This is a genomic window from Xenophilus sp. (assembly GCF_044462705.1).
In the GTDB taxonomy this organism is placed as follows: domain Bacteria; phylum Pseudomonadota; class Gammaproteobacteria; order Burkholderiales; family Burkholderiaceae_C; genus Xenophilus; species Xenophilus azovorans.
The window spans coordinates 19,452-35,221 of record NZ_JBIQNC010000013.1; the positions used below are offsets into that span (position 1 = coordinate 19,452).

Sequence of the window (15,770 nt, forward strand, 5' to 3'; positions counted from 1 at the left end):
TCTCCATCTTTTTCATGCGAAAACCCGCCTTTCTCTCCGACCCGCGCACCCGTCGTCTCCTGCTGTGGGGCGCCGGGGGTGCCGCGGCGCTGGCGCTGCTGGCCACGCTGACGCTGGGCGTGGCCGCCGCCGTGGCCTGGCACCGGCTGCCGGACGTCTCCTCGCTGGAGAACTACCAGCCCAAGCTGCCGCTGCGCGTGTTCACCGCCGACGGCGAGCTGATCGGCGAGTTCGGCGAGGAGCGGCGCCAGTTGGTGCCCATCGGCCAGATGCCGCGCGTGCTCAAGGACGCGGTGCTCGCCACCGAGGACGCGCGCTTCTACCAGCACGGCGGCCTCGACTACCGCGGCCTGGCGCGCGCCGTGATCGCCAACACGCTCAAGGGCCGCGTGCACCAGGGCGCCTCCACCATCACGCAGCAGGTGGCGCGCAACATGTTCCTCAGCAGCGAGCGCACCTTCAGCCGCAAGTTCAACGAGGCGCTGCTGGCCTGGAAGCTGGAGAAGTACCTCACCAAGGACCAGATCCTCGAGATCTACCTGAACCAGATCTACCTGGGCAACCGCGCCTACGGCTTCGCCGCCGCCGCGCAGACTTACTTCGGCAAGCCGGTGCAGCAGCTCAGCGTGGCCGAGGCCGCGATGCTGGCCGGGCTGCCCAAGGCGCCGGGCACCAACAACCCGGTGGCCAACCCGCGCCGCGCGGTGGCGCGCCAGCAGTACGTGATCCAGCGCATGGTGGACACCGGCTACCTCGACGCTGCCGCGGCCGAGGCCGCGCGTGCCGAGCCGCTGAAGCTGCGCGCCGCCGTCGACCCCGAGCGCGTGCATGCCGAGTACGTGGCCGAGATGGTGCGCCAGCAGATGGTCGAGAAGTACGGCGAGGCCGCCTACACGCGCGGGCTGAAGGTCTACACCACCCTCACCGCGGCCGACCAGCGGGCGGCGTACGCCGCGCTGCGCGCCGGGCTGATGGACTACGAGCAGCGCCAGCCCTACCGCGGGCCCGAGGGCTTCGTCGCCGAGCTGCCCACCGAGCCGAAGGCGCTGGACCAGGCGGTGGACGAGGCGCTGGCCGATCACCCCGACAACGGCGACCTGGTGGCCGCGGTGGTGCTGGAGGCGAGCCCGAAGAAGCTCGTCGCCGCCCGCGCCAACGGCGACACGGTGGAGATCACCGGCCGCGGCCTGCAGCCGGTGCAGCGCGCGCTGGCGCCCAAGGCGCCGCAGGCCATCCGCATCGCGCGCGGCGCCATCGTCCGCCTGGAGCCCAGCGGCAAGGGCTGGGAGGTGGCGCAGCTGCCCGAGGTGGAAGGCGCCTTCGTCAGCCTGGACCCGCGCGACGGCGCGGTGCGCGCGCTGGTGGGCGGCTTCGACTTCAACAAGAACAAGTTCAACCACGTCACGCAGGCGTGGCGCCAGCCGGGCTCCAGCTTCAAGCCCTTCATCTACTCGGCCGCACTGGAAAAGGGCTTCTCGCCCGCCACCCTCGTCAACGACGCGCCGCTGGTCTTCGACGCCGCCGCCACCGGCGGCCAGCCGTGGGAACCGAAGAACTACGACGGCACCTACGACGGCCCGATGACGCTGCGCACCGCGCTGCAGAAGTCGAAGAACCTGGTGACCATCCGCGTGCTGCAGTCCATCGGCCCGCAGTACGCGCAGGAGTGGATCGGCCGCTTCGGCTTCGATCCGGCGCGGCACCCGGCCTTCCTCACCATGGGCCTGGGCGCCGGCTCGGTGACGCCGATGCAGATGGCGGCCGCGTATGCCGTCTTCGCCAACGGCGGCCTGCGCGTGCAGCCGCAGCTCGTCACGCGCATCACCGACGCGCGCGACCAGGTGCTGGAGGACATGCCGCTGCCCCGGCCCGACGAGGCGCAGCGCGCCGTCCCCGCGCGCAACGCCTTCGTGATGGACACGCTGCTGAACAGCGTGGTGAGGAGCGGCACCGGCTACAAGGCGTACGCGGCGCTGCGCCGCGACGACCTGTACGGCAAGACCGGCACCACCAACGACTCCTTCGACGCCTGGTTCGCCGGCTTCCAGCCCACGCGCGTCGGTATCGCCTGGGTCGGCTACGACACCCCGCGCCAGCTCGGCGTGCGCGGCGAGACGGGCGGCAGCGTCGCGCTGCCGGTGTGGACGGCCTACATGAAGGCCGCGCTCAAGGGCGTGCCGGTGGCGAAGCCAACCGCGCCCGAGGGCGTGACCGACGTGGCCGGCGACTGGATGTACACCGAGTACGCGAACGGCAGCGGTGTGCAGTCGCTGGACGTGGAGCCTTCGTGGTCGCCCTACGGCCCCGGCACGCCCGGCTACGAGGCGGGCACCATGCCCGGCATGGGCAGCAACGTGCCGGCCGAGCTGGGCGTGTTCCCGATGGGGCAGCAGGCACCGGCACCGCAGGGGGAATCGAGGGAACGCAACCGGATCCTGGATCTGTTCCGGTAGAGGCCGCGAGCGGTTTTCAGACAGGATCGCGCCGTGCCGCGGACAGCGGCAGCGTCAGCACCGCCATCGCCCCGCCGCCGGCCGCGTTGCCCAGCTCGACGCGGCCCTGGTGCAACGCGGCGATCTCCCTGACGAAGGCCAGGCCCAGGCCGGTGCTCTTCTTCTGGCTGTGCGGGCGGGCCAGCGAGTAGAACTTCTCGAACACCTTCTCGCGCGCATAGGCCGGGATGCCCGGGCCCTGGTCGCGCACGGTGATGCGCGCCTGGCGCGAGGTGGCGGCCAGGCCGACGACGACCTCGCCGCCCTCGGGCGAGAAGTCCACCGCGTTGGCCAGCAGGTTGGCCACCGCGCGGCGCAGCAGAAAGGGGTCGCCCTCGGCGGCCGCGTCGGCCTTGGCCTCGACCCGGATGCGCACATCGCGACGCGCGGCGGCGGTGCGGGCGGTGTCGGCCACCTCCTCGACCAGCGGGCGCAGCGGCACGGTCTGCACGCGGTCGAGCACGCGGCGCGCCTCCAGCGTCGCCAGCTCCATCATGCGGTCGACGATCTCCTGGATGCGCTGCGTCTCGCGCACGATGTTGCCGAGGAAGCGCTCGCGCTCCTCGCCCGGCATGCCGGGCTCCTGCACCAGCTCGGCGGCGCCGCGGATGGCCGACAGCGGGCTCTTGATCTCGTGGGTGAAGGTCTGGATGGCATCGGCCGTGCTGTTGCGTCCGGTGACGGCGTCGCGCATCTCGTGCGCCGCGGCGCGCGCCATCAGCAGGCCCTGGCGCACCATGCGCACGGGGTGGAAGCCGCGCTGCGCGCGCAGCCAGCGCAGGTAGTCGGCGGTGAGGCCGAAAGGCCGCACCAGCCACACCGAGAGGATCAGCGCCAGCAGCAGCAGCGCCACGGCCGAGCCGATGCCCACGGCCAGCGTGCGCTCGCGCGCGCCCTGCACCAGCTGCCCGAAGCTCTGCACCGGCTTGCCGGCGCTGACCATGCCGACGATCTCGCCGTTCCAGCGCACCGGCGCGCCAACGTACATGACGGAGCTGAGCGGGTCGCCGGCGACGTCGCGCGTGGTGCGGGCGCCGTAGCGGCCGTCCAGCGTCAGGCGCACGTCGCGCCAGCCCGAGAAGTCGGCGCCGCCGGCGCGGCCGGTGGAGTCGAAGAGCACGTGGCCGGCGCGGTCGGTGACGTACACCCGCAGTTCCACCCGCCGCTTGTGCAGGTTGTAGATCTGGGCCGAGAACTCGCGCGCGTAGACGCTGCGGAACAGCGGCTCCAGCCGCGCCGGGTTGATGGCACCGGCCACCACGTCCTGCTCGACCAGGCTGGCCAGCAGTTGCGAGGTCTCGACCAGCGACTCCTCGGCCGACTCGCGGTAGCGCGGGTCGATGTCGGCCATCACCCGGTACAGCAGCACGCCGATGCCGGCTGCGTACAGCAGCAGGATGCCGATGAAGATGCGCGTTCTGCGAGAGAGCATCACACCGGCGCGGCCGGCAGGTCTTCCACCAGCGCGTAGCCGGTGCCGCGCAGGGTGCGGATGGGATCGACCTCGGGCGCGATGGCGCGCAGCTTGGCGCGCAGGGTCTTGACGTGGGCGTCCACGGTGCGGTCGAAGCTGTCGCTGGATTCGTCCCACACCAGCGAGAGCAACTCATCGCGGGTGAAGACCCGGCCCGGCCGCTGCACCAGCACGCGCAGCAGGCCGTATTCGTAGCGCGAAAGTTCCAGCGGCCGGCCGTAGTAGCGGATCAGCATGCGCTCGGCATCGATGGCGAAGGGCAGCACGGGCGCAGCGGGGGGCGGCGATGCCGTCGCCGGGGCCGCCGCCGCACCGCGCTGGCTGCGCCGAAGGATGGTGCGCACCCGCGCCACCAGCTCGCGCGGCGAGAAGGGCTTGGCGATGTAGTCGTCGGCGCCCAGTTCCAGGCCGACCACGCGGTCGATCTCGTCGCTGCGGGCGGTGAGGAAGACGACCGGCACCTCCGGTGCGCCGCCACCGCGCATCCGGTCCTGCAGGCGCTTGAAGAGCTCGAAGCCGTTCAGGTCCGGCAGGCCCACGTCCAGCACCACCAGCGCCGGCGGCTCGGCCGCGAAGGAGGCCAGTGCCGCCTCGGCGGTCTCGCACCACACCGGCTCGAAGCCGTCGCTCTTCAGCACGTACTGCAGCGTGTCGGCGATGCCGGACTCGTCTTCGACGACCAGGATGCGCAGCTTGGTGGACATGGCCGCGGATGGTAGCCCGGCCCGCGGGCCGGCACGGGGGCGCCGGGGGCCGTGCAGCGTGGGCGACACGCCACTCGGCCGAATATGCACGGGCGCGTCTTCTTTTCTCTTTGTCTTTCTTATCTGATTAGTAGTAGTAGCTAAGGGTCCGCCTGCGCTGTGGAAAGGGGCGTTTTTCCGCGGCCGGACAAGGGCTTGGCGATGCCGGAGCGCTGTGCGCAGCCCTGCTTCCGTGCTGTCGCCGAAAAGCGAACAACCTGCGGCGGGCCGCCGGGCCTGTGGACAAGGGGGCGCTTGTGCCAAAAATCTCCCCAGAGTTGTCCTTTGACAGCCGCCCAAAAATCTGGGAAAGAGGCCCGCGCCGCCCGAGATGTGCACTGCACAAAAATCGGGCAATCTGTAGATTCATCTTGAAAATCAACGAGTTATGTTGGCTTTACAAGGAAATACGTGAGTTGCTCACAAAGTTATCCAGAGGGCGTGGGGAGAAGGCAGGGACTATCGGGCCAGGTCGTCGAGGATGGGGCAGTCGGGCCGGTGGTCGCCCTGGCAGCAGTGCACCAGGTGCGACAGCGTGCGGTGCATGGACTGCAGCGCGGCGATGCGCTGCTCCAGTTCGCCCAAGTGCTGCTGCGCGATGCGCTTGACGCTGGCGCTGGCACGGCCGCGGTCGTGCCAGAGGCCGACCAGCTCGGCGATCTCGTCCATCGAGAAGCCCAGGTCGCGCGCGCGGCGGATGAAGCGCAGGGTGTGCACGTCGGCCTCGGTGTACTGGCGGTAGCCGCTCTCGGTGCGCGCCACGGGCGGCAGCAGGCCCAGCCCCTCGTAGTGGCGCACCATGCGCGGCGAGACGCCCGAGCGCTCGGCCGCGATGCCGATAGGCACTGCGCTCATGGCTGGACGCGGTAGCCGGCCTCGCCGATGGCCGCGGCCAGGCGATCGCGCGGCTGGGCGCTGGCCACGTCGACGCGGCCCGCGGGCAGGTCGACCCGGACATCGGCCTCGGGGTCGACGGACCAGACGGCGTCCTGCACGGAGCGCACGCAGTGCTGGCAGGTCATGCCCTCGACCCGGAACTGCTGAGTGGAAGAAGAAGCGGTGGTCATGTCGTGGTCCTTGCGAACGGGATGAAGAAGGCTGGAAGTCTGAACCCTGACATGATGGCAAGGTCAAGCGGGCCCTGTTTCGGTGACGGGACTTGACCCTCACACGATGTCAGACCTTAGCCTCCGGGGCATGGCTTCCCAGACCCTTTCCTCTTCTCCCGCCTTCCAGACCCTCGACCTCGGCGTGGAGGGCATGACCTGCGCCTCCTGCGTGGCGCGGGTGGAGAACGCCCTGCGCAAGGTGCCCGGCGTACAGGATGCAAGCGTGAACCTGGCGACCGAGTCGGCGCGCGTCACGCTGGCGGGCGCCGCCGGCGACGACGCGATGCCGCAGCTCGCCCGAGCGGTGCGCGATGCCGGCTATGCGCCGCGCGCCGCCGATGACGGCGGCGCGCAGGCGGACGCCTCGCCCTGGGCCGGCTTCGGCCCGGTGGCGGCGGGCCTGCTGCTGGCCGCGCCGCTGGTGCTGCCGATGCTGCTCTCGCCCTTCGGCATCGACGCGATGCTGCCGCCCTGGCTGCAGTTCGTGCTGGCGGCGCCGGTGCAGTTCTGGCTGGGCGCGCGCTTCTACCGCGCCGGCTGGCATGCGGCGCGCGCCGGCACCGGCAACATGGACCTGCTGGTGGCGCTGGGCACCAGCGCGGCCTTCGGCCTGTCGCTGTGGCTGTGGTGGCGCTGGGCGGCGGGCGGGCATGCCGGGCACGGCATGGACGCGCCGCACCTGTACTTCGAGGCCTCGGCGGTGGTGATCGCGCTGGTGCTGCTGGGCAAGTGGCTGGAGGCGCGCGCCAAGCGGCAGGCGACCGCCGCGATCCGCGCGCTGCAGAACCTGCGGCCGGAGCTGGCGCACCTGCTGCGCAAGCGCGGCCCACGCTGGGAGGAATCGGATTTGCCGGTGGCCGAGCTGCGCGCCGGCGACCGCGTGGCGGTGCGCCCGGGCGAGCGGGTGCCGGCCGATGCCCGGGTGGTCGAGGGCCGCTCGTCGGTGGACGAATCGATGCTCACCGGCGAGCCGCTGCCGGTGGCCAAGGCCGAGGGCGACCGGCTCACCGGCGGCTCGGTCAACGGCGAGGGCCGGCTGGTGGCCGAGGTCACGGCCGTCGGCGCCGAGAGTGTGCTGGCGCGCATCATCCGGCTGGTCGAGGACGCGCAGGCGGCCAAGGCGCCGATCCAGCGGCTGGTGGACAAGGTGGCGGCGGTGTTCGTGCCGGTGGTGCTGGTGATCGCGCTGCTGACGCTGCTGGGCTGGCTGTTCGTCGGCGGCGCCGGCGTGGAGGCGGCGCTGATCCATGCGGTGGCGGTGCTGGTGATCGCCTGCCCCTGCGCGCTGGGGCTGGCCACGCCGGTGGCGGTGATGGCGGGTACCGGTGTGGCGGCCAAGCACGGCATCCTGATCAAGGACGCGCGCGCGCTGGAGCTGGCGCACCGCGTGGACACGGTGGCCTTCGACAAGACGGGCACGCTCACGCGCGGCCAGCCGGTGCTGTCGGCGCTGGCACCCGCGGCCGGCGAAGACGAGGTGCATGCCCTGGCGATGGCCGCGGCGCTGCAAAGCGGCAGCGAGCACCCGCTGGCGCGCGCCGTGGTGCGCGAGGCTGAGGCGCGCGACGTGACCTGGCCATCGGCCGAGGCCATCGAGGCCGTGCCGGGCCGCGGCGTGCGCGGCCGGGTGGAGGGCGGCACCTGGGCCATCGCCAGCCTGCGCTGGTGCGAGGAACTGGGCGTGCCGGTGCCGGCGGACGAGGCGCAGCGATTCCTCGCCACCGGCGCCTCGGTGTCGGCGCTGCTGCACTGGCCCGGAGGCGAGGCCGCCGCGCCGCGCCGCGTGGCCCTGCTGGCCTTCAGCGACGAACCCAAGCCGGGCGCCGCCGAGGCCGTCGCGCAACTGCGTGCGCGCGGTTTGCGCGTGGTGATGATCTCCGGCGACAACCTGCAGGCGGCGCAGGCGATGGCGGCGCGCGTGGGCATCGACACGGCCGACGTGCGCGCCCAGGTGCTGCCGGGCGACAAGGCGGCGGCCGTCGGCGAGCTGCGCCAGGGCGGGCACGTCGTTGCGATGGTCGGCGACGGCGCCAACGACGCCCCCGCGCTGGCCGCGGCCGACGTCGGCATCGCCATGGGCGGCGGCACCGACGTGGCGATGGAGGCGGCCGGCATCACGCTGATGCGCGGCGAACTGGCGCTGGTCGACGCGGCGCTGGCGCTGTCCGACCGCACGGTGGCGAAGATCCGCCAGAACCTGTTCTGGGCCTTCTTCTACAACGTGGTCGGCATCCCCTTCGCCGCCTTCGGCCTGCTCAGCCCGGTGGTGGCCGGCGCGGCGATGGCGGCCTCCAGCGTGAGCGTGATGGCCAACGCGCTGCTGCTGCGCCGCTGGCGGCCGGGGCGCTGACGGCGCCCTCAGGCGCCGTCGGTCGGCGCGATGTCGAAGTGCAGCACGTCCTCGCGGATGCCGAGCCGGCTGTACAGCGCGATCGCCGGGTCGTCGCCGTGATCGGCCTGGACGAAGATCACGTAGATGCCGCGCTGCGCGCACAGCCGCCGCAGGCGCTGGATCAGGGCCGTGGCGATCCCGCGGCGGCGGTGCGCCTCGGCCACGGCCAGGTCGTAGATGTAGAACTCGCTGCGCTCCTGCTCGAACTTGGGCAGGACATAGCCGGCCAGGCCGCCGACGACCTCGCCCGCCTCCAGTGCCGCGACGGCGATGAAGGTCGGGCTGCCCAGTAGCTGCTCGAGGTAGGCGTCGCCGGGGCGCAGCGCGGCGTCGGCCGCCGGCTCGTCGAAGGCCGTGCCGAACACGTCCAGCAGCTGGCGCATCGGGCGGAGGTCGGCCGGAGCGAGCACGCGCAGCTCGGGTGGCGTGGGCGTCGGTGATGCGGGCATGATCGGGGGTCCTGCAAGCTGTGCGGGCTGTCGGCGGCCGCGCGGTGCGGCACGTTGAAAGGGGCCTGCGCCCGGCGGATGCGGCGGGCCGACCCTGACCGCAGCCTGACCTGCCCGTCCCGTGGGTGCATGGGCGGCCGCCCTGGCGGCGCCGGCCGTGGCCGCCGATCATCGCGCCTGTCCACCACCGCTTCAAGCCATGCGAATCCTCCTCGTCGAAGACGACGCCACCCTGCGCGACGTGATGCTGCGCAGCCTGAACGACGCCGGCCACCGCGTGGACATCGCCGGCAGCGTGGAGGAGGCCGAGCACCTGTGGCGCGTGCAGCCCTTCGACGCGGTGCTGCTGGACCTGAACCTGCCCGAGCGGGCGCAGCGCGGCAGCGGCCAGGGCAGCGGGCTGGCGGTGCTGCGCCAGGCGCGCTCGCGCGGCGACCGCACGCCGGTGCTGGTGCTCACCGCGCGCGACCGCACCGAGGAGCGCATCGCCGGCCTGGACGCCGGCGCCGACGACTACCTGGGCAAGCCCTTCGACCTGGCCGAGGTGGAGGCGCGCCTGCGCGCCCTGGCGCGCCGCGCCCAGGGCACGCAGGACGTGGCGCTGCTCGGCCGGCTGCGGCTGGATCGCCGGGCGCGCCGCTTCTTCGTCGGCAGCGCGGCGCTGGACCTGCCGGCGCGCGAGTTCGAGGTGCTGTGGGAGCTGATGAGCCCGCCCGGCCATGCGCTGAGCAAGCGCACCCTGTCCGACAAGCTCTCCGGCTTCGACGAGGCGCTGGGCGACAACGCGCTGGAGGCCTTCATCTCGCGCCTGCGCAAGAAGCTCGCCGGCAGCGGCGCGGCCATCCGCACGCTGCGCGGCATCGGCTACCTGCTGGAGGCGGAGCATCCCTGAGCGCCGCGACCCATCGGCGCGCCGCCTGAGCGGCCGCCCCGCGCCCGCGCTCGGCACCCGCGTGCTGCGGCACGTGATGCTGCCGCTGGCGCTGACCTGGCTGGCCGGCACGCTGGTGACCTTCCTCGTCGCCAACTTCTTCACCCAGCAGGCCTTCGACCGCGCGCTCCTCGACGACGCGTATTCCATCGCCTCCAACGTGCGGCCGGGGCCGGACGGGCGCGTGGCGCTGGAGCTGACACCGCGCGAGCTGACGGCGGCGCTGTTCGACCAGGCCGAGACGGTGTACTACGCCGTGCGCCGGCCCGACGGCAGCCTGCTCTCGGGCGAGCCGATCGGCGCCGAGCAGCCGGCCGCGGGCGAGGGCTACCGCTTCTCGGAGGTGATGCACCTGGGGCAGCCGGTGCGGGCGGTGGTGCTGCGCCGCCGCGTGGCGGACGCGGTCGGCGCCGAGGCGGGCGACTACCGCGTGATGGTCGCCCACACCACCGTCACGCGCGTCGCGCTGGCCGAGCGGGTGCTGCTCTACGCCACGCTGCCGCAGGTGCTGCTGCTGGCGCTGCTGGCGCTGTGGCTGTGGCGCGGCATCGCGCGCGACCTGGCGCCGCTGGTGTCGCTGCACGACGCGCTGGAGCGGCGCGATGCGAGCGACCTGTCGCCGGTGCGGGTGCCGCCCACGGCGCGCGAGATCGAGCGGCTGGGCCAGGCGCTCAACGGCCTGTTCGGGCGGCTGGGCGGCAGCGTGCGCGCGCAGCGCGAGTTCGCCGGCACCGTGGCGCACGAGCTGCGCACGCCGCTCGCGGGCATCCGCGCGCTGGTGGCGTACGGGCTGGGCCATTCCTCGCCCGCGGTGTGGCGCGAGCAGCTGGAGCGCATCGGCGCCAGCGAGGCGCGCGCCAGCCACCGCGTCGACCAGTTGCTGGCGCTGGCCCTGGCAGACGAGAGCGATGCGGTGCTGCAGCGCGAGCCGGTGCGGCTGGACCGGCTGGTGCAGGAGGCCGTGCTGCGCCACCTGGCCCGCGCCGACGCCCGGGGCGTGGACCTGGGCGCGCGCGGCCTGGACGAAGGCGAGCCGCAGGACCTCGCCGTGCTGGCCGACGCGGCGCTGGTGGAAGGCATCCTCGACAACCTGATCGACAACGCGCTGCGCTACGGCGGGCGCACCGTCACCGTGGAACTGCGCGCCGACCCGGCCGCCGGCACCTGCACGCTGGCCGTGGCCGACGACGGCCCGGGCATCCCGGAGGCCGCGCGGCGCGATCTGATGCAGCGCTGGGCGCAGGGGCCCGACGGGCAGCGGCTGGGACAGGGCGCCGGCCTCGGGCTGGCGATCGTGGCGCGCTACGCGCAGTTGCTGGGCGCGCGGCTGGCGCTCGATGCGGCGGGGCCCGACGGCGGGCTGCGCGCCGCCGTGGCGCTGCCCTTGGCCCTGCTGCACCGGCGGCGCACACTTGCGGCATGAACCCACCCGACACGAGCACCGGCCCGCCGGCCGGCGAACGCATCACGCGCAGGATCGCCGAGCTCAGCGACTGGCGCGGCCGCACCCTCGAGCGGATGCGCGGCCTCATCCTGCAGGCCGACCCGCAGGCCGTCGAGGAATGGAAATGGGGCGGCACGCCGGTGTGGTCGCACGACGGCATCCTGTGCACCGGCGAGACCTACAAGAGCGTCGTGAAACTCACCTTCGCCAAGGGCGCCTCGCTGCCGGACCCGGCAGGCCTCTTCAACGCGAGCCTGGACGGCAAGGTGCGCCGCGCGATCGACATCCGCGAAGGCGAGGAGGTCGACGCCGCGGCCTTCCAGGCGCTGGTGCGCGAGGCCGTCGCGCTGAACCGGGCCGGCCGGGCCGCGAAGAAGGGCAGGAAGTCTTAAGCCGCGGCCGGCTCAGTACGTCGCCAGCGGCGTGAGCTTCTCGCCCTTGAAGGTGAACACGGTGGTGGGCGCGTTCTTCAGGTTGCCCTTGTCGTCGTAGCTGTAGGTGCCGGCCACGCCCTTGTAGCTGGACTTGCGCAGGTCGGCCGCCACCTTCTCCGGGTCGGCCGCGCCGACGCGCGCGATGGCCTCGCCGAGGAACAGCGTCTGGTCGTAGTAGTAGGGTGCGTAGACGTCCGGGTCGGCGTTGAACTTCTGCTTGAAGCGGGCCTTGAACGAGGGGCCGCCCGGCGTCTTGTCGAGCACCGCGCCGCCCTGCGCGCAGAACACCGTGTCGTTGACCGCGCTGCCGCCGATCTTGCCCATCTCGGGGCTGCACAGCGTGTCGCCGCCCAGCAGCTTGGCGTCGAAGCCGAGCTGCTTCATCTGCCGCAGCATCGGCGCGCCCTGCGGCGCGTAGCCGCCGAAGAAGACCACCTCGGGGTTCTTGGCCTTCAGCCGCGTGAGGATGGCGTTGAAGTCCACCGACTTCTCGGTGGTGAACTCCTGGCCCACGATGGTCAGGCCGAGCCGTTTGGCCTCCTTGCCGAACTCGTCGGCCAGGCCCTGGCCGAAGGCGGAGCGGTCGTCGATGATGCCGACGTTCTTCACCTTGAGCACCTTGGCCGCGTAGCTGGCCATGCTGGCGCCGATCTGCGCGTCGCTGGCGATGATGCGGAACACGTTGGTGTAGCCGGCGGCGGTGATCTTCGGGTTGGTGCCGACGGTGGACATCAGCGTGCCGCCGTCGCTGTACACGCGCGAGGCGGGGATGGCGACGCCCGAGCAGTAGGGCCCGACGACGAACTTCACGTTGTCGTCGACGAACTTCTGCGCCACCGCCACGCCGGTCTTGGCGTCGCACTGGTCGTCCTCGGAGCGCAGCTCGAACTTCAGCGTCCTGCCGCCGGCCTTGAGCTGGCGCGCGTTGAGGTCCTCGATGGCCAGGCGCACGCCGTTCTCGTTGTCCTTGCCGGCGAAGGCGTTGGCGCCCGAGAGCGGGCCGGTGTGGCCGATGGGCACGGTGAGTTCCTGCGCCGCGGCCGGGCCGGCGGCGCAGAGCGCGGCCGCGGCGGCGAGGGCCGCCAGGGGCGCGAGGCGGGGGGTCGATGTCATGCGTTGGTCTCCTTGTTCCGGGAACGAAGGAGCGATTCTGGGCCGATCAGCCCAGCGCCGGGTAGTCGATGTAGCCCTGCTCGCCGCCGCCGTAGAAGGTGGCCTTGTCCCAGGCGTTCAGCGGCGCGCCCTCGCGCAGCCGGCGCACCAGGTCGGGGTTGGCGATGAAGGGCTTGCCGAAGGCGACCAGGTCGGCCTCGCCGCTTTCCACGGCGCGCTCGGCCAGCTCGGCGTCGTAGCCGTTGTTGACCATCCAGGCGCCGCGCGCGCCCGCCTCGCGCCAGGCGGTCTTCAGCGCCTGGTAGTCGAAGGGCCGGCCCTCGACCTCGCGCGGGCCGCCGGTGGCGCCCTCGATGACGTGGATGTAGGCCAGGCCGAGCTGCGCGAGCTGGCGCACCACGTACTCGAACAGCGGCTGCGGATCGCTGTCGACGATGTCGTTGGCCGGCGTGACGGGCGACAGGCGGATGCCCACCCGGCCGTGGCCCACCGCGTCGGCCACCGCGCGCGTCACCTCCAGCAGCAGGCGGGCGCGGTTCTCGATGGAGCCGCCGTAGTCGTCGGTGCGGTGGTTGGCGCCGTCCTTGAGGAACTGGTCCAGCAGGTAGCCGTTGGCGCCGTGGATCTCCACGCCGTCGAAGCCGCAGGTCTCCACCGCGTTGCGCGCGGCGGCGGCGAAGGTGTGGACGATGCCGGGGATCTCCTCGGCGCGCAGCGCGCGCGGCATGGAGGTGGCGGCGAAGCTGCCGCGGCCCTGCGCGTCGATCAGGTAGGTCTTGGTGTTGGCGGCGATGGCCGAGGGCGCGACCGGCGGCTGGCCGTCCGGCTGCAGCGAGTCGTGCGAGACGCGGCCCACGTGCCACAGCTGCGTGACGATCCTGCCGCCCCGGGCGTGCACCGCCTCGGTCACCTTCTTCCAGCCGTCGAGCTGCTCGGTGCCGTACAGGCCCGGCACGTCGGCATAGCCCTGGCCCTGGTGGCTGATGGCGGTGGCCTCGGTGATCAGCAGGCCGGCCGAGGCGCGCTGCGCGTAGTAGGTGGCGGTGATGTCGCGCGGCACGGCGTTCGGCGAGCGGTTGCGCGTGAGCGGCGCCATGACGATGCGGTTGGGCAGGTGCAGGTCGCCGGCCTGGATCGGGTCGAAAAGGGTGGGCATGGTCGGGAAGAAGAGCGGAGAAGAAAGAAGGGCGGATGCGGAACCCGCAAGCCTACCGGGCCGCGCCCGGCCGTGCATTGACCCGCCCGGCGCAGGGCGGGCGGGTGCTGTCTATGATGGCCGGCGCCTTGCGGCCGCCCCCGATGATCCCGTCCCGTTCCTCTTCCTGCCGTCGCCGTCCGCGACGATGAATCCGACACCCGGCACACCCTGGCTGCGCATCGCCCTCGGCCTGTCGATGGGCGCCGCGCTGTCGCTGGGCCTCGCGCGCTTCGCCTACGGCCTGCTGCTGCCGCCGATGCGCGAGGACCTGGGCTGGAGCTACCTGCTGGCCGGCAGCCTGAACACCGCCAATGCCCTGGGCTACCTGCTGGGCGCGCTGGCCACGCCCTGGCTGATGCGGCGCCTGGGGGCCGGGCGGCTGCTGGTGGGCGGCGCCGTGGCGGCCACCGCGTGCATGGCGGCCAGTGGCTTCCTCACGCACGCCGGCGCCTGGTTGGCGCAGCGGACGCTGGCCGGGGTCGCAAGCGCCTGGGTGTTCATCGCCGGCGGCCTGCTGGCGGCGCGGCTGGGTGCCCTGCAGCCGCAGCGCAGCGGCTTCCTGCTGGGCATCTACTACGGCGGCACGGGCTTCGGCATCGTGCTGTCGGCGCTGCTGGTGCCGGCGCTGCTGCGCTGGGCGGCCGGCTTGCCGCCGGCCTGGGCGTGGGCTTGGTGGGCGCTGGCGCTGGCCTGTGCGCTGGCGGTGCTGCCGCTGGCCTGGGCCGAGCGCGCCGTGGCCGCGCTCGGCGAGGCCGCCGGCGGCGACGCGGGGGCGCCGCGCGTGCCGGACCGGCCGCGCGCGCCGCTGCCGCGCCTGGGCTGGGCGCTGGCGGGCTATGCCTGCTTCGGCGCCGGCTACATCGGCTACATGACCTTCGTGATCGCGCTGCTGCGTGCGCAGGGCGCCTCGCCGGGGCAGCTCACGCTGTTCTATGCGCTGCTCGGGCTGGCGGTGGTGGCCTCCTCGCGGCTGTGGGCCGGCCTGCTGGACCGCTGGCGCGGCGGCGGGCCGCAGGCGGTGCTCAACGCGCTGCTGGGCGTGGCGACGCTGCTGCCGGTGCTGAGCCCGGCCTGGCCGGTGGCACTGGCTTCGGGGCTGCTGTTCGGCGGGGTGTTCCTGTCGGTGGTGGCGTCGACCACCGCGCTGGTGCGCCACAACCTGCCGCCGGCGCAGTGGGCGGCGGGCATCAGTGCCTTCACGATCGTGTTCGCCTTCGGGCAGATCGCGGGGCCCACGCTGGTGGGCTGGATCGCCGACGGCCCGGGCGGACTGGCGCGCGGGCTGGCCGCGTCGGCGCTGATGCTGTGGCTGGGTGCCGCGCTGGCCTGGCGCCAGCGGGCACTGTGAGCCTTACTTGATCAGGCCCTCGGCCTTCATCGCCGCCTGCACCGCCGGACGGGCGCCGACGCGGGCATGCCAGGCCTGCAGGTGCGGGTAGGGCGAGAGGTCGATGTTCATCGGCTTGGTCCAGTTCGTCACGGTGAACAGGTAGCCGTCGGCGACGGTGAAGTGCTCGCCCATGAGGAAGTCCCTGCCTTCGAGCTGCGCGTTCAGCCACTGGTAGCGGGACTTGAGCTTGTCCTTGAAGATCGCCTTCACCTCTTCGGGGACGGCCGGGTTGAACAGCGGGCTGAAGCCCTTGTGCACCTCGGTGCCGATGAAGGTCAGCCACTCCTGCAGGCGGTAGCGCTGCAGCGTGCCGTTGGCCGGCGCCAGGTTCTTGGTGGGCGCCTGGTCGGCGATGTACTGGACGATCGCCGGGCCCTCGCGCAGGCGCGTGCCGTCGTCCAGTTCCAGCACGGGCACGTAGCCCAGCGGGTTGATGGTGTAGTAGTCCGTGCCGTCCTGCAGCTTGTGGCTCTTGGTGCTGGCCAGCACGGGCTCGAAGGCGAGGCCGGCTTCCATCAGCGCGATGTGGGGCGAGAGCGAGCAGGCGCCGGGGGAGTAGTACAGCTTCATGCGGAAGGCTCCTTGAATCGAATGGGAAGAA

14 protein-coding genes are annotated in these 15,770 nt (G+C 72.7%); 6 read left to right on the forward strand and 8 right to left on the reverse strand.

Annotation, left to right across the window (positions count from 1 at the left end; genetic code table 11):
* The first annotated feature begins 14 nt into the window (after positions 1-14).
* Entirely contained in the window at positions 15-2,453 is a 2,439-nt protein-coding gene (locus tag ACIY1X_RS04420) for a penicillin-binding protein 1A (protein ID WP_399678300.1), read from the forward strand.
* 16 nt (positions 2,454-2,469) lie between these two features.
* On the opposite strand, the gene creC is transcribed toward ACIY1X_RS04420, so the two are convergent.
* From creC to ACIY1X_RS04440, 4 genes are all read right to left on the reverse strand, one after another.
* Positions 2,470-3,924 carry a two-component system sensor histidine kinase CreC gene (gene creC, locus ACIY1X_RS04425; protein ID WP_399678302.1) on the reverse strand — a complete coding sequence of 485 codons (1,455 nt, stop codon included), beginning with the start codon at positions 3,922-3,924 and terminating at the stop codon, positions 2,470-2,472.
* On the reverse strand, positions 3,924-4,670 hold the full coding sequence (gene creB, locus ACIY1X_RS04430; protein ID WP_399678304.1) for a two-component system response regulator CreB: 747 nt from the start codon (positions 4,668-4,670) through the stop codon (positions 3,924-3,926). Before creB ends, creC begins: the two co-directional genes overlap by 1 nt.
* 498 nt (positions 4,671-5,168) lie before the next feature.
* Complete coding sequence (cueR, locus tag ACIY1X_RS04435; protein WP_399678306.1) at positions 5,169-5,564, reverse strand: Cu(I)-responsive transcriptional regulator; 396 nt, start codon at positions 5,562-5,564, stop codon at positions 5,169-5,171.
* Positions 5,561-5,776, reverse strand: a complete 216-nt coding sequence (locus tag ACIY1X_RS04440) for a heavy-metal-associated domain-containing protein (protein ID WP_399678308.1) — start codon at positions 5,774-5,776, stop codon at positions 5,561-5,563. Before ACIY1X_RS04440 ends, cueR begins: the two co-directional genes overlap by 4 nt.
* A gap of 130 nt (positions 5,777-5,906) precedes the next feature.
* Between ACIY1X_RS04440 and ACIY1X_RS04445 the strand changes: the two genes are divergently transcribed.
* Positions 5,907-8,168, forward strand: a complete 2,262-nt coding sequence (locus tag ACIY1X_RS04445) for a heavy metal translocating P-type ATPase (protein ID WP_399678310.1) — start codon at positions 5,907-5,909, stop codon at positions 8,166-8,168.
* An 8-nt stretch (positions 8,169-8,176) separates the two neighbouring features.
* Here the strand turns inward: ACIY1X_RS04445 and ACIY1X_RS04450 are convergent, their stop codons facing one another.
* Complete coding sequence (locus ACIY1X_RS04450) at positions 8,177-8,659, reverse strand: AAC(3)-I family aminoglycoside N-acetyltransferase (protein ID WP_399678312.1); 483 nt, start codon at positions 8,657-8,659, stop codon at positions 8,177-8,179.
* A 199-nt stretch (positions 8,660-8,858) separates the two neighbouring features.
* Here ACIY1X_RS04450 and ACIY1X_RS04455 point away from each other — a divergent pair, with 199 nt between their 5' ends.
* The 3 genes from ACIY1X_RS04455 to ACIY1X_RS04465 all read left to right on the forward strand — a co-directional run bounded on the left by ACIY1X_RS04455 (position 8,859) and on the right by ACIY1X_RS04465 (position 11,426).
* Complete coding sequence (locus ACIY1X_RS04455; RefSeq protein WP_399678315.1) at positions 8,859-9,551, forward strand: response regulator transcription factor; 693 nt, start codon at positions 8,859-8,861, stop codon at positions 9,549-9,551.
* Positions 9,552-9,612: 61 nt separating this feature from the next.
* Positions 9,613-11,013: a sensor histidine kinase gene (locus ACIY1X_RS04460; protein ID WP_399678318.1), complete on the forward strand. Its 1,401-nt coding sequence runs from the start codon at positions 9,613-9,615 to the stop codon at positions 11,011-11,013.
* Positions 11,010-11,426 (forward strand): DUF1801 domain-containing protein, encoded by a 417-nt coding sequence (locus tag ACIY1X_RS04465; protein ID WP_399678320.1) that lies wholly within the window; start codon positions 11,010-11,012, stop codon positions 11,424-11,426. The genes ACIY1X_RS04460 and ACIY1X_RS04465 overlap by 4 nt, the downstream gene beginning before the upstream one ends.
* Before the next feature lie 12 nt (positions 11,427-11,438).
* On the opposite strand, the gene ACIY1X_RS04470 is transcribed toward ACIY1X_RS04465, so the two are convergent.
* Complete coding sequence (locus ACIY1X_RS04470; RefSeq protein WP_399678322.1) at positions 11,439-12,581, reverse strand: branched-chain amino acid ABC transporter substrate-binding protein; 1,143 nt, start codon at positions 12,579-12,581, stop codon at positions 11,439-11,441.
* Between the two features lie 46 nt (positions 12,582-12,627).
* Positions 12,628-13,737 (reverse strand): alkene reductase, encoded by a 1,110-nt coding sequence (locus ACIY1X_RS04475; RefSeq protein ID WP_399678324.1) that lies wholly within the window; start codon positions 13,735-13,737, stop codon positions 12,628-12,630.
* A 187-nt stretch (positions 13,738-13,924) separates the two neighbouring features.
* Here ACIY1X_RS04475 and ACIY1X_RS04480 point away from each other — a divergent pair, with 187 nt between their 5' ends.
* The gene (locus tag ACIY1X_RS04480; RefSeq protein WP_399678327.1) at positions 13,925-15,127 is read left to right on the forward strand and encodes a YbfB/YjiJ family MFS transporter; all 1,203 of its coding nucleotides are present in this window, start codon (positions 13,925-13,927) and stop codon (positions 15,125-15,127) included.
* Positions 15,128-15,130: 3 nt separating this feature from the next.
* On the opposite strand, the gene gstA is transcribed toward ACIY1X_RS04480, so the two are convergent.
* Entirely contained in the window at positions 15,131-15,739 is a 609-nt protein-coding gene (gene gstA, locus ACIY1X_RS04485) for a glutathione transferase GstA (RefSeq protein ID WP_399678330.1), read from the reverse strand.
* Positions 15,740-15,770 lie beyond the last annotated feature (31 nt).

What these genes read in the sequence shown, in the direction of transcription:
- ACIY1X_RS04420 (WP_399678300.1), top strand. Translation starts at nt 15, where the DNA reads ATGCGAAAACCCGCCTTTCTCTCCGACCCGCGCACCCGTCGTCTCCTG.
- creC (WP_399678302.1), bottom strand. Translation starts at nt 3,924, where the DNA reads ATGCTCTCTCGCAGAACGCGCATCTTCATCGGCATCCTGCTGCTGTAC.
- creB (WP_399678304.1), bottom strand. Translation starts at nt 4,670, where the DNA reads ATGTCCACCAAGCTGCGCATCCTGGTCGTCGAAGACGAGTCCGGCATC.
- cueR (WP_399678306.1), bottom strand. Translation starts at nt 5,564, where the DNA reads ATGAGCGCAGTGCCTATCGGCATCGCGGCCGAGCGCTCGGGCGTCTCG.
- ACIY1X_RS04440 (WP_399678308.1), bottom strand. Translation starts at nt 5,776, where the DNA reads ATGACCACCGCTTCTTCTTCCACTCAGCAGTTCCGGGTCGAGGGCATG.
- ACIY1X_RS04445 (WP_399678310.1), top strand. Translation starts at nt 5,907, where the DNA reads ATGGCTTCCCAGACCCTTTCCTCTTCTCCCGCCTTCCAGACCCTCGAC.
- ACIY1X_RS04450 (WP_399678312.1), bottom strand. Translation starts at nt 8,659, where the DNA reads ATGCCCGCATCACCGACGCCCACGCCACCCGAGCTGCGCGTGCTCGCT.
- ACIY1X_RS04455 (WP_399678315.1), top strand. Translation starts at nt 8,859, where the DNA reads ATGCGAATCCTCCTCGTCGAAGACGACGCCACCCTGCGCGACGTGATG.
- ACIY1X_RS04465 (WP_399678320.1), top strand. Translation starts at nt 11,010, where the DNA reads ATGAACCCACCCGACACGAGCACCGGCCCGCCGGCCGGCGAACGCATC.
- ACIY1X_RS04470 (WP_399678322.1), bottom strand. Translation starts at nt 12,581, where the DNA reads ATGACATCGACCCCCCGCCTCGCGCCCCTGGCGGCCCTCGCCGCCGCG.
- ACIY1X_RS04475 (WP_399678324.1), bottom strand. Translation starts at nt 13,737, where the DNA reads ATGCCCACCCTTTTCGACCCGATCCAGGCCGGCGACCTGCACCTGCCC.
- ACIY1X_RS04480 (WP_399678327.1), top strand. Translation starts at nt 13,925, where the DNA reads ATGAATCCGACACCCGGCACACCCTGGCTGCGCATCGCCCTCGGCCTG.
- gstA (WP_399678330.1), bottom strand. Translation starts at nt 15,739, where the DNA reads ATGAAGCTGTACTACTCCCCCGGCGCCTGCTCGCTCTCGCCCCACATC.